The organism is Bradyrhizobium sp. MOS001 (assembly GCF_004634465.1).
GTDB lineage: Bacteria > Pseudomonadota > Alphaproteobacteria > Rhizobiales > Xanthobacteraceae > Bradyrhizobium > Bradyrhizobium barranii.
In genome coordinates, this window is the sequence record NZ_SPVJ01000016.1 from 42,982 (window position 1) to 56,776 (window position 13,795).

Annotated in this window: 12 protein-coding genes; 2 read left to right on the forward strand and 10 right to left on the reverse strand. The window is 65.0% G+C overall.

The window, feature by feature from the left end:
* Nucleotides 1–60: 60 nt before the first annotated feature.
* The 6 genes from CT676_RS20895 to radA all read right to left on the reverse strand — a co-directional run bounded on the left by CT676_RS20895 (nt 61) and on the right by radA (nt 7,434).
* Nucleotides 61–1,287: an ABC transporter substrate-binding protein gene (locus tag CT676_RS20895; RefSeq protein ID WP_063983724.1), complete on the reverse strand. Its 1,227-nt coding sequence runs from the start codon at nt 1,285–1,287 to the stop codon at nt 61–63.
* A 166-nt stretch (nt 1,288–1,453) separates the two neighbouring features.
* Nucleotides 1,454–2,617, reverse strand: coding sequence for a hypothetical protein (locus CT676_RS20900; protein ID WP_135215263.1), 1,164 nt, complete (start codon nt 2,615–2,617; stop codon nt 1,454–1,456).
* Between the two features lie 78 nt (nt 2,618–2,695).
* On the reverse strand, nt 2,696–3,436 hold the full coding sequence (locus CT676_RS20905) for an SDR family NAD(P)-dependent oxidoreductase (protein WP_135215264.1): 741 nt from the start codon (nt 3,434–3,436) through the stop codon (nt 2,696–2,698).
* A gap of 218 nt (nt 3,437–3,654) precedes the next feature.
* The gene (gene purF / locus CT676_RS20910) at nt 3,655–5,160 is read right to left on the reverse strand and encodes an amidophosphoribosyltransferase (RefSeq protein WP_063983721.1); all 1,506 of its coding nucleotides are present in this window, start codon (nt 5,158–5,160) and stop codon (nt 3,655–3,657) included.
* A 29-nt stretch (nt 5,161–5,189) separates the two neighbouring features.
* Entirely contained in the window at nt 5,190–5,819 is a 630-nt protein-coding gene (locus tag CT676_RS20915) for a CvpA family protein (RefSeq protein ID WP_071914705.1), read from the reverse strand.
* 166 nt (nt 5,820–5,985) lie between these two features.
* Nucleotides 5,986–7,434 (reverse strand): DNA repair protein RadA, encoded by a 1,449-nt coding sequence (gene radA, locus CT676_RS20920; RefSeq protein WP_135215265.1) that lies wholly within the window; start codon nt 7,432–7,434, stop codon nt 5,986–5,988.
* A gap of 201 nt (nt 7,435–7,635) precedes the next feature.
* Between radA and CT676_RS20925 the strand changes: the two genes are divergently transcribed.
* Complete coding sequence (locus tag CT676_RS20925; RefSeq protein ID WP_244623218.1) at nt 7,636–8,793, forward strand: ABC transporter substrate-binding protein; 1,158 nt, start codon at nt 7,636–7,638, stop codon at nt 8,791–8,793.
* Nucleotides 8,793–10,871, forward strand: a complete 2,079-nt coding sequence (locus CT676_RS20930) for an EAL domain-containing protein (RefSeq protein WP_135215267.1) — start codon at nt 8,793–8,795, stop codon at nt 10,869–10,871. Before CT676_RS20925 ends, CT676_RS20930 begins: the two co-directional genes overlap by 1 nt.
* Before the next feature lie 6 nt (nt 10,872–10,877).
* Here CT676_RS20930 and CT676_RS20935 read toward each other — a convergent pair whose 3' ends face one another.
* The 4 genes from CT676_RS20935 to CT676_RS20950 form a co-directional block, all read right to left on the reverse strand.
* On the reverse strand, nt 10,878–11,603 hold the full coding sequence (locus CT676_RS20935; protein WP_063986422.1) for a sulfite exporter TauE/SafE family protein: 726 nt from the start codon (nt 11,601–11,603) through the stop codon (nt 10,878–10,880).
* A 104-nt stretch (nt 11,604–11,707) separates the two neighbouring features.
* Nucleotides 11,708–12,154, reverse strand: a complete 447-nt coding sequence (rpiB, locus tag CT676_RS20940) for a ribose 5-phosphate isomerase B (RefSeq protein WP_085402833.1) — start codon at nt 12,152–12,154, stop codon at nt 11,708–11,710.
* Nucleotides 12,155–12,222: 68 nt separating this feature from the next.
* Complete coding sequence (locus CT676_RS20945; RefSeq protein ID WP_135215268.1) at nt 12,223–13,017, reverse strand: transporter substrate-binding domain-containing protein; 795 nt, start codon at nt 13,015–13,017, stop codon at nt 12,223–12,225.
* Nucleotides 13,018–13,036: 19 nt separating this feature from the next.
* Complete coding sequence (locus CT676_RS20950; RefSeq protein WP_028149724.1) at nt 13,037–13,795, reverse strand: amino acid ABC transporter ATP-binding protein; 759 nt, start codon at nt 13,793–13,795, stop codon at nt 13,037–13,039.

Consider the following 13,795-nt stretch of genomic DNA (forward strand, 5'->3'; position numbering starts at 1 on the left):
GAGAGAAGGTGGGCACGGCGCTTACGCGCCTTTGCCCACCCTACGGCAGCGTCGACTGTCTTACTTCTTCACTAGCGGACACTCGCTGTCCTTGAGCGGCTTGGCTGCGTCTTCCGCTGCGATCGTGGCGATCTGCTTGTAGTAGTCCCACGGACCCTTCGACTCCTCGGGCTTCTTCACCTCGAACAGATAGGCCGGGATGAGACGGCGTCCGTCCTGGCGCAGCGGGCCATTGCCGAACAGCGGATCGTCGGTCGGCAGCTCCTTCATCTTGGCGACGACCTTGGCGCCGTCATGCGGGTTGCCGCCGAGCGCTTCCATCGCCTTGAGATAGTGCAGCACCATCGCGTAGTTGCCGGCCTGGGTCATCGACGGCATCGCGTTCTTGCTGGCCAGGGCAGCGAAGCGCTTCGACCAGGCGCGGGTCTGCTCGTTCATGTCCCAGTAGAAGGACTCGGTGAAGGTCAGGCCGTGCGCGGTCTTTAACCCCAGCGAATGCACATCGTTGATGAACAGCAGCAGCGCCGCGAGCTTCTGGCCGCCCGATACGATGCCGAATTCGGCCGCCTGCTTGATCGAGTTCGTGGTGTCGCCGCCGGCATTGGCGAGGCCGACCACCTTGGCCTTGGACGATTGGGCCTGCAGCAGGAAGGACGAGAAGTCCGAGCTGTTGATCGGGTGCTTGACGCTGCCCAGCACCTTGCCGCCGTTTGCCGTCACGACGGCCGTGGTGTCGCGTTCCAGCGCGTGGCCGAAGGCATAATCCGCGGTAAGAAAGAACCAGGTGTCGCCGCCGGCCTTGGTCAGCGCCTTGCCGGTGCCGTTGGCGAGCATGTAGGTGTCGTAAGTGTAGGAGATCGTGTTCGGCGTGCAGGCCTTGCCGGTCAAGTCGGCAGAGGCGGCGCCGGAATTCAGCAGCACCGAATTCTTTTCCTTGACGAGGTTGCTGACCGCAAGCGCGACGCCGGAGTTCGGCGTATCGGCGATCGCATCGACCTTCTCGTTGTCGATCCACTGCCGAGCGATATTGACGCCGACGTCCGGCTTGTTCTGGTGATCGCCGCTCAGAACGTCGATCTTCCAGCCCTTCTTGAGCAGGCCGGAATCCTCGACGGCCATCTTGATCGCGACCACGGAGTTCGGGCCGCCGATATCGGCATAAAGGCTCGACATGTCATTCAAGACGCCGATCTTGACGGTCTTGTCCTGCGCGTAAGCGGATGTTGCAAAACCGAAGGCGGCACAGGCCAGAAGGGCCGCATAGCGGCGCGCGAGCGTCGTCGTCATAATAGGTCTCCTCCATTTTCAATATGCGGACGGCTCTCTTGCGGAGCCTTGTTCCGGCTGATCGCTCTACCGTGTCCCACGGCTGGCGGCAATGCGCCTAAAGCCGGATGACGCTGCGGCGTAGCGTCATCCGTCGGTTAACCTTTGGGTAAAGTGTGTTGAGACGCTATTTGAGCGCGTCCGAGGTCAGCTTGAATTTCTGGATGCGCTTACCGGTGTCGACCTCGGCGGTATAGACGTTACCCTTGGCGTCTATCGCCATGGCATGCACCCAGTGGAACTGCCCGGCATTGCGGCCGTTGTGGCCGAAGCTGCCGACCACGCTGCCGTCCTCGCGCTTGATCACCCGGATCTCGTTGTTCTCGCCGTCGGCGCTGAGCAAATAGGTCTGCTTCGGATCGGGCCAGATCGCGATGTCCCACACCGCGCCGTTGCCGAGCGTGTTCTTCTCGAAGAAGAACTCCTTCACGAAGGTGCCATCCTTTTTGAACACCTGGATGCGATTGTTGATGCGGTCGCAGACGTAGACGAGACCGTCATTGGCGAGCTTCACGCAATGGACGGGATTTCCGAATTGCTGGGAGACAGGCGCCTTGGGATCATACGCCGGCTGCTTGTCGTCGTTGGGTTTGTTGCCGTAGGCGCCCCAGTGCCGCTTGTAGGCGAGGGTCGTCGCATCGAACACGATGACGCGGCGGTTGCCATAGCCGTCGGCGACGTAGATTTCGTTCGCCTCCTTGTCGATCGCGGTCTCGGCGGGCTTGCCGAGCTGCGTGGTGTCGTTGCTGCCGAGGCTCGGCGCGATCTTGCCGATCTGGGCGACGAACTTGCCGTCGAGCGTGAACTTCAAAATGGCGTTGTCGCTATCGGCGTTGCCGCCGACCCAGACGAAGCCGCGCTCGTCGACCTCGATGCCGTGCTCGCGGCCGACCCATTCATAGCCTTCGCCCGGACCGCCCCAGGACCGCAGCAGATTGCCGTCAGTGTCGAATTCGAGCACGGGCGGTGCCGAGACGCAGCATTTCGAGCGTGGCGGGTTGAGGCTCGCGCCTTTCTCGTCATCGGTGAGCGAGCGCGGGCGATGGATCACCCAGATGTGGCCCTGCCAGTCGACCGTGATGCCGCCGACCTGGCCGAGGATCCAGTTGTTAGGCAGCTGTTTTGGCCAGGAGGCATCGACCGCGAAGGTCGGGACGTCGCCCGCAGTCGCCGTGCCTGGAAGCACGAACGCGATGGCTGCAATCAGGATGGAGAAGGTGTGAGAGACTCGTACGAGCGCACGGCCGAGCCTTGTACAGACAAGCCCTGCGCGATCATGCCGCGGCGCCATGGCAACCTCCCTTTTTTGGCTTGCGGCTTGCTGCCGCTTGAGCACGGGCAGTCAATCGCGGGGAGGCACGCGAGTCAATCAGGCCGGCGAGCGGAAGCTCATCAGCGTGCGGGTCTTGTAGTCGTAGAACTTGCCGGTTTCGGTCCAGTCCGGCGTGCACATCGGCACGATGAATTCGGCGACCTGCTCGGGTGTCTCCAGCGTCGCCGGATCTTCGCCCGGCATCAACGTGGCGCGCATCCGGGTGCGGATCGGGCCCGGGTTGAACAGGTTGACACGGAGCGGCGTGTTCGTGGTTTCCTGCGCCCAGGCGCGGGCCAGTGTTTCCAGCGCGGCCTTGGAGGCGGCATAGGGGCTGACATAGGCGGTGGCCTTGTTGGCGGCGCCTGAGGTGATGAACACGGCGCGGCCGGCATCGGACTGCCGCAGCAGCGGCTCCATGCAGCGGATCAACTGGAAGTTAGCGGAGACGTTGACCGCCATCACATCGGTGAAAGCTTTCAGTTCGATGTGGCCGACCGGCGAGGAGGGGCCGAGCACACCGGCATTGCCGACGAGGATATCGAGCTTGCCGTAGCGTTCGTGCAGGCCGGCCCCGAGCCGCGCGATGCCGTCGGAATCGGTGAGATTGAGCGGCACCAGCGTGGCGCTGCCGCCGTCTTTCCGGATCTCGTCATCGAGCTCTTCCAGCCCGCCCTGCGTTCGCGCCGTCGCAACGATATGCGCGCCGGCCTTGGCCAGCGCCCTGGCCGTGGCGAAGCCGATGCCGCGCGAGGCGCCGGTGACGAGAGCGATGCGGTTGGCGAGGGGATTTGTCATGGCGGGGTTTTACAGGCGTGGATGGCCGGGACAAGCCCGGCCATACGAAAAACAGGCCAGACTTAGTAGTCGTTGCCGGTCCCGACTGAAGGTCCACGATCTTCGCGGTCATCGGGAGTGACCTTCGTGCCTTGTCGAAAGGCGAAGAAGATAAACCCTATGAGCAATAAACCGCCGATAATCGCAATTACCGACTGGGTCATCGCATGCCTTCGGCGTCAGCTCGCCTCCGCCAGCAACGAGAGCTGCCGCGGCTGCTGCTCGGTCTGGGTCTGGTCGGTGAGGTGGGTCGGATACGCCCCGGTGAAGCAATGATCCGAGAATTTCGGATTGGCGGGGTCGCGGCCGGGCTCGCCCATGGCGCGATACATGCCGTCGATCGACAGGAAGGCGAGCGAGTCGGCGCCGATGATCTCGCGCATCTCCTCCAGCGAATGCGTCGCGGCCAGGAGGCCGCCGCGATCCGGCAGGTCGATGCCGTAATAATCGGGATAGAGGATCGGCGGCGAGGCGAGGCGGAAATGCACTTCCTTGGCGCCCGCATCGCGCATCATGCGCACGATCTTCTTCGAGGTGGTGCCGCGCACCAGCGAGTCGTCGATCAAGATGATGCGCTTGCCTTCGATCGCGGCGCGGTTGGCCGAATGCTTCATGCGCACGCCAGACTCGCGGATCGCCTGCGTCGGCTGGATGAAGGTGCGGCCGACATAGTGGTTGCGGATGATGCCGAGCTCGAACGGCACGCCGGAATGCTGGCTGTAGCCGACCGCGGCGGGCACGCCGGAATCCGGCACCGGTACGACGACGTCGATCGGCACATGGCTCTCGCGCGCGAGCTGCGCACCAAAGGCCTTGCGCACTTCGTAGACCGAGCGGCCGTGAACGATGGAGTCCGGACGGGAGAAATAGATGTATTCGAAGATGCAGGGGCGCGGCGCCATCGGCGGAAACGGCTTGTGGATGTCCTGGCCATTCTCGTCGAACACGATGACTTCGCCGGGCTCGATGTCGCGAATGAAGCGCGCGCCGATGATGTCGAGCGCGCAGGTCTCCGAGGTCAGGATCGGACAACCGTCGAGCTCGCCGAGCACCAGCGGGCGGATGCCGCGCGGATCGCGCGCGCCGACCAGCTTCTTGTTGGTCAGCGAAACCAGCGCATAGGCGCCCTCGATCTCGCGCAGGGCGTCGATGTAGCGCTCGATGAAGCGGCTGCGCCTGGAGCGCGCGACGAGATGCAGGATCACCTCGGTGTCGGTGGTCGACTGCATCATCGCGCCGTTCTTCACGAGCTCGCGGCGCAGCGTCAGGCCGTTGGTGAGGTTGCCGTTGTGGGCGACCGCAAGGCCGCCGGCATTCAGCTCGGCGAACAGCGGCTGCACGTTGCGCAGGATGGTGGCGCCGGTGGTGGAGTAGCGGACATGACCGACGGCCATATTGCCGGGCAGGCGGTCGATCACCTCGCGGCGGGAGAAGGTGTCGCCCACGAGGCCGAGGCGGCGTTCCGAGTGAAAGCGGCTGCCGTCGTAGGAGACGATGCCGGCGGCCTCCTGGCCGCGATGCTGGAGGGCGTGGAGACCGAGCGCAGTGATGGCGGCGGCGTCAGGGTGGCCATAGATGCCGAAGACGCCGCATTCCTCGCGGAGCGTATCGCCCTCCAGATCGTCCTGAAGCTCTAGCGCGGCTGGGCCGAGATCAAGTTGGGCGTCCTGGTCAGGGTGTCGCATCTCGTCCGCGCCTCTCTTTTAGGGCCTAATCAACGCGCCGCAGGTTTCTCGATCAGCTTCTTGAGGCTGTCACGAGCAGGTTTACTGTATCCGTCGCCAGTGCCCGAAGGCTGCTGTTCGGAATCAGCTTGATCATCATCTGGTTTGTTTTTCTTGAATCTCTTCAAGATGGTGTTCTCGGGGTCGTCAGGCAAGAGGGCCATCAGCCAATCCCCGGTTCCCTGGAGCACCACGCGAGATTTGGCCCCCGTGACCCAGTCCGGGCGCTGCTTGTCCGGCACCAGCCAGGTGAAGAACAGGAACGCGACCACGACGATCAAAAGCCCGCGAGCGAGGCCAAACAGGAAGCCCAGGGTGCGGTCTAGCGCGCCGATGCGCGAATCCAGGATCATGTCGGAGATCCGGACCGTGATCACGGAAACCACGACCAGGGTGCCGACGAACACACCGGCGACCACGACGACGCTCGCCACCGTGTCGTTGTTGAAATAGGTCTTTGCGGTCGGCAGCAGCTTCGAGAACGAGTACAGCGTCACGATCGCCGCGGCGCCCCAGGCCGCGATCGACAGGATTTCGCGCATGAAGCCGCGGACCATGGCGAGCAGGCCCGAGATCAGCATCACACCGAGCAGGATCAGGTCGAGGAGTGTTACTGGCATCGGCTGGTCGGGTCCGCTCGTACTGCAAAGGTGCTCAGCGAATCGGTGCTTGGCCGTGGCCCTAAGTGAGGGCCAGACGGCGTTCCCGGCAAGGCCGCAACCACGCAATCCCATGCTGCTTTTGTGACGGCTGTATAGCGGTGGGGGCGGAGGACGTCACCTCCACCTAACCCTCTCCACGGCGGAATCTTGCCGGTGTGGCATTTTTCTCCGCCGGCGGGCTCTGTTCGCCGCGGCGGGAGCCCCGGGCCGCGATCTCGGCCACCAGTGTCGTCAGGCTGTTGATCGCGTTCAGGGACAGTCCGGCGTCGCCGCCAGCATCGCCGCCCCGGGCCGATTCGGGCAGCACGGCGCGCTTGAAGCCGAGCTTGACCGCTTCCTTGAGCCGGGCCGGGGTCTGCGCCACCGGGCGGATGACGCCGGAGAGCGAAATCTCGCCGAAATAGACGGCATCGGTGGGTAACTGCGCATTAACCAGGGATGAAACCAGTGCGGCCGCGGCGGCCATATCGGCCGCCGGCTCGTGGATGCGCAGGCCGCCCGCGACGTTCAGATAGACGTCGTGGCCGGACAGCTTGACCCCGCAATGGGCCTCCAGCACCGCCAGCACCATGGAGAGCCTGCTCTGATCCCAGCCGACCACGGCCCTACGCGGGGTGCCGAGCGAGGTGGGGGCCACCAACGCCTGCAATTCGACCAGAACGGGCCTCGTGCCCTCGATGCCCGCGAAGACTGCGGTGCCCGGCGTGCCCAGGTCGCGCTCGGACAGGAACAGCTCGGAGGGATTGGTGACCTCGCGCAGGCCAAGGCCGGTCATCTCGAACACGCCGATCTCGTCGGTCGGGCCGAAGCGGTTTTTCACGGCGCGCAGGATGCGGAATTGCTGCGAACCTTCGCCCTCGAAGGACAGCACCGCATCGACCATGTGCTCGACCACGCGGGGGCCGGCGATCTGGCCGTCCTTGGTGACATGGCCGACCAGGATGATGGCAGCACCCGTCTTCTTGGCGAAGCGGATCAGCGCCTGCGCCGAGGCGCGCACCTGGGTGACCGTGCCGGGCGCGGATTCCACCGTGTCGGTCCACATGGTCTGGATCGAGTCGATCACGATCAGCCGCGGCACCGCGCCTTCCGACAGCGTCGAGACGATATCCTCGACAGAGGTCTCGGCCGCAAGCTGCACCGGGGCATCCGACAGGCCGAGCCGCTCGGCGCGCAGGCGTACCTGGGCGACCGCCTCTTCGCCGGAGATGTAGACGATGCGGTGGCCGGCGCGCGCCATCATGCTGGTGGCCTGCGTCAGCAGCGTCGACTTGCCGATGCCGGGATCGCCGCCGACCAGCAGCACCGAGCCGCGGACGAAGCCGCCACCGGTGACGCGGTCGAGCTCGGTCATGCCCGACGACAGGCGCGGTGCGTCCGGGCTTTTGCCGGCGAGGCTCTCCAGCGCGAATGTGCGCCCCTTGCGCTTGGAGCGGATCGAGACCGGCACGCTGCCGGTCGTGTCCTCCTCGGCAAGCGTGTTCCACTCGCCGCAGGACTCGCACTTGCCCTGCCAGCGGTTATAGGCCGCGCCGCAGTTCTGGCAGACGAAGGAAGGCGTGTTCTTGGCCATGGGGACAGCGAGTCGGGGTTTTCAGGTTTGCTGATAGCACGGAATGACGGGCGAGACGGCGATCGCCGGCACCCCCATTAGCCCAATTCACCGCAGCCGATACACCCTTTGTTAGCTCTACGCCGCCGCGCCGTTCCGGACTTTGCCAAATGTTAGCGGACGCGGGTCCAGTTTCGAAACCGATACGGGATGGCGAAACGAATGACGGTAGTCTTGCGGATAATGCTCGCCGTGGGCATGGCCTGCGGCCTTCTTCTGCCGGTAGGCGGCGCCGTTGCGGCCGACGCCGGGCGTCTCAATATCGTTTTCGTCAACCCCGGCAAGACCGGCGAGGTCTACTGGGACATGGTCGCGCAGACCATGCAGGCCGCGGGCCGCAAGCTCGACGCCCATGTCGAGGTGCTGACCAGCGAGCGGAACTACCGCACCATGCAGGAGCTTGGCTTCGGCGTGGTGGCACGCGCCGACAAGCCGGACTTCCTCATCCTGTCGAACGAGGAATCCGCTGCCGTTCCCATCCTGGAGGCGGCCGAGGCCGCCGGGGTCAAGACGCTGCTGCTCTCGAACACGCTGATCGGCGACGACGCCGCGCGCCTCGGACCGCCCCGGCAAAAGCTCAAGACCTGGCTCGGCGACATCACGACGGATCTCCAGACCGCGGGTGCGAGGATGGCCAATGCCTTGATCAAAGTGGCGCGCGCCGAGAAATGGCAGAGCCCGGACGGCAAGATCCACATTCTCGGCATCGGCGGCGACGAGATCACGCCGGCCTCGATCGCCCGCAACGCGGGTCTCAAGCTCGCGGTGGACGCCGCGCCCGACGTGGTGGTGGACCGGATGCTGTTCGCCAACTGGACCCAGTCGGAGGCAGAGCAGGTCACCAGGAATTATCTGAGCTGGGCCGCGCGCAAGGAGATCCGGCCTGCCGGCATCTGGGCCGGAAACGATCCGATGGCGCTCGGCGCGCTTCGCGCGGTGGTCGCGGCCGGCCTCACGCCCGGCCGAAACATCCAGCTGGTCGGCCTCAACTGGTCGGAGGACGCGCTGCGCGAGATCAAGGCGGGCCGTCTGCTCATGACCGATGGCGGACATTTTCTGCTCGGCGGCTGGTCGATCGTCCTCCTGCGCGACTACGCCGACGGCTGCGATTTCGCGACCGCATCGCCCCGCGTCGAGGCCAGGACGTCCGCGATCACGCGCGACAATCTCGCTTCGGTCGGAGACCTCATCAAGACGCGCGCCTTCGATCGGATCGATTTCGCGCGCTTCAGGGCGAGGGCGGGGCGCTGCGGCCAGTACGATTTCTCCATCGATGCGCTCATCTCTTCGCTGACGCTTCCGGAAGGCGCTGCTGACTGATGCGAAACGGTGACGACATGACCGACCCGGATCGCAAGCAGCAGCAGACGGCGCCGTCGCGCTCGCGCTCGGTGGTCCGTGCGATGATCTGGGCCACCGTGCCGGTGCTGCTGGTGGTGCAACTGCTCGCCTCTGCCGGCGTCGAGGCATCGAGCTTCTGGTCGCAGATCAGGCAGCTCGACGCGCGCATTGCCCGCACGGCCGAGAGCCGCGCCGAACTGATCGCCGAGCCGCTCTGGAAGATGCGCTACGATCAGGTCACGAGCGTCCTCAACGAGATCATGCACTACGAGACCATTGCCGCGGCGGCCGTTTATGACGACACCGGCGTCGCGATCGCGCGGGTGGTGGCGCGGCCGGCGGACCAGGCGGTATCGGAAGTCTCGCGTCCGATCCGCTACAGCAACGGCAACATCGCCGTGCAGGCCGGTCGTATCGCGATCGCCTATTCCTATGCGACGGTCTACACGGACACGGGCAGCCGGCTGATGCTGCTGCTGGTGGTCGGCCTGCTCGCGACATTTGCCACCCTGATCGCGATGCGGATATCGGCCAACATCTTCATCGGCAAGCCGCTTACCGCGATCATGTCGGCGATCCAGCGCAGCAAGCAGGACGGGCGAGCCTATCCGGCCGACATCAAATCGACGAACGAATTCGGCCAGCTCGCGCGTGCCTTCAACGCCATGCAGTACACGACATCGGGCGCGCTCGACCGGCTCGGGCACATGGCCGCGCACGATCCGCTCACGGGCCTGCCCAATCGTCGCTCGCTGTCCGAGCATCTGGTGACCCTGAGCGGCGATGCCGGCTCGCCGGACTCGCTCATCGCCTTCTGCTTCATCGATCTCGACGACTTCAAGGGCATCAACGACACCTTCGGCCATGATGCCGGCGACAAGTTCCTGGTGCACATCTCCGAGCGCCTTCGTGATGCGGTCGAACCGCAGGATTGGGTCGCCCGGCTCGGCGGCGACGAATTCGTCGTCATCCGCCCCGAGGTCAGCAATGAAGCGACCGCCCAGGCGTTCGCGCGCCAGCTGTTAGATGCGATTTCCGAGCCGATCCGGCTGCACGACAAGCAGGTCGTGCCGCGCGCCAGCATCGGCCTTGCCGTGCGCCGCGCCGGCGATCCCGAGCTGTCGCATTTGCCGGCGCTCGCCGACATCGCGCTCTACCATGCCAAGAGCAAGGCGCCGGGCACCGTCGCCGTGCTCGACGAAGCGCTTCAGCGCGACTATCGCCGCCGCCGGGATCTCGAGCTCGCCATTCCCGCAGGCTTCGCCGAGGGGCAGTTCGAGGTCTGGTATCAGAGCCAGGTCGACCTCGAGAGCCAGGCCGTTGTCGGCCTTGAGGCGCTGATCCGCTGGCGCCATCCCGAACTTGGCTTGATCGGTCCCGGCGAATTCCTGCCGCTGATCGAGCGCAGCGGCAACAATGCGCGGCTGACGCGCTACGTGCTGACCGATGCCTGTCGCGCGCTGCAGCGACTGGCGTCCGCCGGCAGGCCGCAGATCCGGATCGCGATCAATCTGCCGCCGTCCGAGCTCGCCGACCATTCGCTCGCCGCCGAGCTGCGCGCGACCTGCGCGCGTTTCAACGTTGCGGCCTCGTCGCTGGAGCTCGAGATCACCGAGGGCTCGCTGATCAACAACATCGCCAGCGCCTCCGAGACGCTGCACCGCCTGCGGCGCCTGGGCGCAACCATCGCGCTCGACGATTTCGGCACCGGCTACAGCTCGCTCGCGCATCTCCGGCGTTTCCCGCTCGACAAGGTCAAGATCGACAAGGCCTTCATCAGCGAGATCCCTGACAGCGCGGAAGACAAGGCGATCGTCGGCGTCATCGCCTCGCTCGCCGGCACGCTGGGGCTGACGCTCGTCGCGGAAGGCATCGAGCGGCCCGAGCAGGCCGACGCCATGCGCGAGATGGGCGTGATGCTCGGGCAGGGTTATCACTACCATCGGCCGCAGCCGCTCGACGCCGTGCTGCTATGGCTCGAAAAGCAGGCGGTGCCCACTGAGACAAGCCGCGTCATCGCCGGCAGCCCGTCGATCGCGCCCGAATTCGCCGCCTGAGCGCGATTACGACTGCGTTGCGTTCCAGAGCATGGAGAGGCCCGCAGCGATCATGATCGCGTCCATCACCAGGCGGAACATCTCCGGCTTGAGATGCAGCACGAAGCGTTTTGCGATGAAGGCGCCCGACATCAGCGAGGAGCCTGCGACCAGGCCCTTGATGAAGACATCCTGCGTCAACGCGCCGAAACGTTCGAAGGTCACGGATTTCGCGAAGTAGAGGCCGAGTGAGGAGGCCGCTTCGGTTGCGAGGAACGCGCCCTTGGACAGGCCGTAGAACAGGAACAGTGGCACGCTGAGCGGGCCGGTCGAGACCACGATGCCGGTGAGATAGCCGATGATCGCCCCGCCGATCGCGAGGTGCCAGAGATTGGCCTTGAGGTCGTGCCGCGCCAGCCAGTGCCGCACCGGCACCATCGCGATCAGGAAGACGCCGATGGCGAGATCGACGGCGTGCGAGGGGAGCGCGAGCAGCGTGCGCGCGCCCAGCACGGCGGCCGGAATGCCCGTCACCGAATAGGCCGCGCAGGCCCGCCAGTCGACCTCGCGCCACCAGGCCAGGATCCGGGAGAAATTCGCCATCACGGAGGCGACCGCCATGATCGGCACGGCTTCCTTCGGCCCATAGGCATAGACCAGCACCGGCATCAGCATGATCGACGACCCCGTGCCGACGATGCCTGAGACGGTGCCGGCGATCAGGCCGACGATGAGGACGAAGAGAAAGGCCAAGGTGCTCTCCACGAATCGGGAGAGTTTAGCCGTGGCCGGCGATGTGGGCGATCCATTCCAGGCGCGGGAACCGATCGCTCAGCGCATGCGGTCCGGGCCGGCCGTCAGCCTTGCTCGTCCATGATGCGCAGCTTCTCGACACGGCGGCGAAAATCCTCGTCCGTCGAGAACTCGGCGGAGAGATAGGACGAGACCAGATCCACGGCGAGCCAGGCGCCGACGATCTGCGCGCCGATGCACATGACGTTGACGTCATCATGCTCGACGCTCTGATGGGCGGAATGAACATCGTGGCAAACCGCGGCGCGGATGCCCTTCATCTTGTTGGCTGCGATCGAGGCGCCGACGCCGGTGCCGCACACCATGATGCCGCGTGCGGCTTCGCCTGACGTCACCTTCTGAGCCACGGCCCGCGCGATGTCGGGGAAGTCCACCGGCTTGTCGTCATGGGAGCCGACATCGACGATGTCGTGGCCGAGGCTGCGGATGTGATCGATAACGGTCTGCTTGAGCGGCCAGCCGGCGTGGTCGGATCCGATGACGAGACGCATGTGATGTCCTTCTTGATTTTATGTTGGTCGTGACAGCCGCTTCGCGGCTGCCACGATTTTCCCTGGTTTCAGCTGCGCATGTCGGGCGGCAGCTCGACCCCGTGGAATTTCTTGTAGATCGCGTTGAGCTTGCCGTTCTTGACGTTCTCGGTGATCCAGGCGTTGAGCTTGTCCATCAGGCGCTGCTCACCCTTCTTCAGGCCGATCGCAAGGTCGAAGGTCGCCAGCGGGATCCGGGATTCGAACACACGCGACGGGTTCTTCACCCCGATCTGGTTGATGATCGTCGCCGACGAGGCGACGCAGTCGACCTGACCGGAGACGGCCGCCGTCACCATCGTGGCGTCGTCGTCGTAGCGCGAGATCTTGAGGTCCTTGTCCTTCATGTTGGACAGGGTGGTGTCCTGCGTGGTGCCGCGGGAGACGCCGATCGACTTGTCCTTCAGGTCGGGCCAGTCCTTGACGGTCGAGGATTTCAGGCAACCGACGTCGGATTGCAGCGTCGCATAGCGCTTGGTGAAGTCGATGACCTTGGCGCGATCGGGCGTCACCGACAAGGTCGAGATGATGATGTCGGCCTTGCCGGTCAGGACGTTGGGGATGCGTGTCGCGCCGGTGGTCTGGATGAATTCGAGCTCGAACCCCCAATCCTTGGCGAGCAGTTGCGCCACTTCGACGTCGGAGCCGGTCGGCTTCATGCTGCTGTCCATCATGCCCGAGGGCGGAATGGCGACGTCCGTCGAGATGCGGATCTTCTTGGCCTGCGTGATGTCGTCGAGCAGATCGGCCGATGCCGGCGTGGCTGATATCATGACGAGGCCGAACAGCGCGGTGGCGGTCCCCAGCAGTGTCTTGTTTGTCATCCTTGGTTCTCCACTCCTGTTATGATTTTAAGTTTCCAGTGCCCACGAATTGCGTGAGTTCGGGCGTCGCCGGCGACGTCAGGATCGAGGCGGGGCCGGTCTCGTGGACCTTGCCGCGATGCATGAAGACGATCCGGTCGGCGATGCCTTTGGCAAAGCCCATCTCATGGGTGACCATCACCATCGTCATGCCGTCCGCCGCCAATTGCTCGATCACCTTCAGCACCTCGCCGGTAAGCTCGGGATCGAGCGCGGAGGTGACCTCGTCGAACAGCATCACTTTCGGCTGCATCGCGAGCGAGCGGGCGATCGCCGCGCGCTGCTGCTGTCCGCCCGAGAGCTGCTCGGGATAGGCGTGCAGCTTCTCCTCGAGCCCGACCTGCGCGAGCACTTTTCGGGCGAGGTCCCTGGCTTGCGAGGTGGCCATGCCCTTCACGGCGCAGGGGGCGAGCGTGATGTTCTGTTCGATCGTGAGATGTGGAAACAGATTGTAGCTCTGGAACACGATGCCGACGTCCTGGCGCAGCGCGCGCAGATCGACATCAGGGCGGTCGACGCGATGTCCGCACACGACGATCTCGCCGCCGTCGACCTTCTCGAAGCGGTCGATGCAGCGCAGCGCCGTGCTCTTGCCGGAGCCGGAGCGGCCGATCAGTGCCAGCACCTCGCCGCGTTCGACGGCAAAGGAGACGCCATCGAGCACCCGGAGCGGGCCAAAGCTCTTCTGCACGTCGCGGAGCGACACGATCGGTTCGGAGGAGGAGGGGTTTTGCTGCAT

Bases quoted from the DNA above. Each gene is read 5' to 3' on its own strand.
- CT676_RS20895 (WP_063983724.1), bottom strand. From the start codon at position 1,287: ATGACGACGACGCTCGCGCGCCGCTATGCGGCCCTTCTGGCCTGTGCC.
- CT676_RS20900 (WP_135215263.1), bottom strand. From the start codon at position 2,617: ATGGCGCCGCGGCATGATCGCGCAGGGCTTGTCTGTACAAGGCTCGGC.
- CT676_RS20905 (WP_135215264.1), bottom strand. From the start codon at position 3,436: ATGACAAATCCCCTCGCCAACCGCATCGCTCTCGTCACCGGCGCCTCG.
- purF (WP_063983721.1), bottom strand. From the start codon at position 5,160: ATGCGACACCCTGACCAGGACGCCCAACTTGATCTCGGCCCAGCCGCG.
- CT676_RS20915 (WP_071914705.1), bottom strand. From the start codon at position 5,819: ATGCCAGTAACACTCCTCGACCTGATCCTGCTCGGTGTGATGCTGATC.
- radA (WP_135215265.1), bottom strand. From the start codon at position 7,434: ATGGCCAAGAACACGCCTTCCTTCGTCTGCCAGAACTGCGGCGCGGCC.
- CT676_RS20925 (WP_244623218.1), top strand. From the start codon at position 7,636: ATGACGGTAGTCTTGCGGATAATGCTCGCCGTGGGCATGGCCTGCGGC.
- CT676_RS20930 (WP_135215267.1), top strand. From the start codon at position 8,793: ATGCGAAACGGTGACGACATGACCGACCCGGATCGCAAGCAGCAGCAG.
- rpiB (WP_085402833.1), bottom strand. From the start codon at position 12,154: ATGCGTCTCGTCATCGGATCCGACCACGCCGGCTGGCCGCTCAAGCAG.
- CT676_RS20945 (WP_135215268.1), bottom strand. From the start codon at position 13,017: ATGACAAACAAGACACTGCTGGGGACCGCCACCGCGCTGTTCGGCCTC.
- CT676_RS20950 (WP_028149724.1), bottom strand. From the start codon at position 13,795: ATGCAGCAAAACCCCTCCTCCTCCGAACCGATCGTGTCGCTCCGCGAC.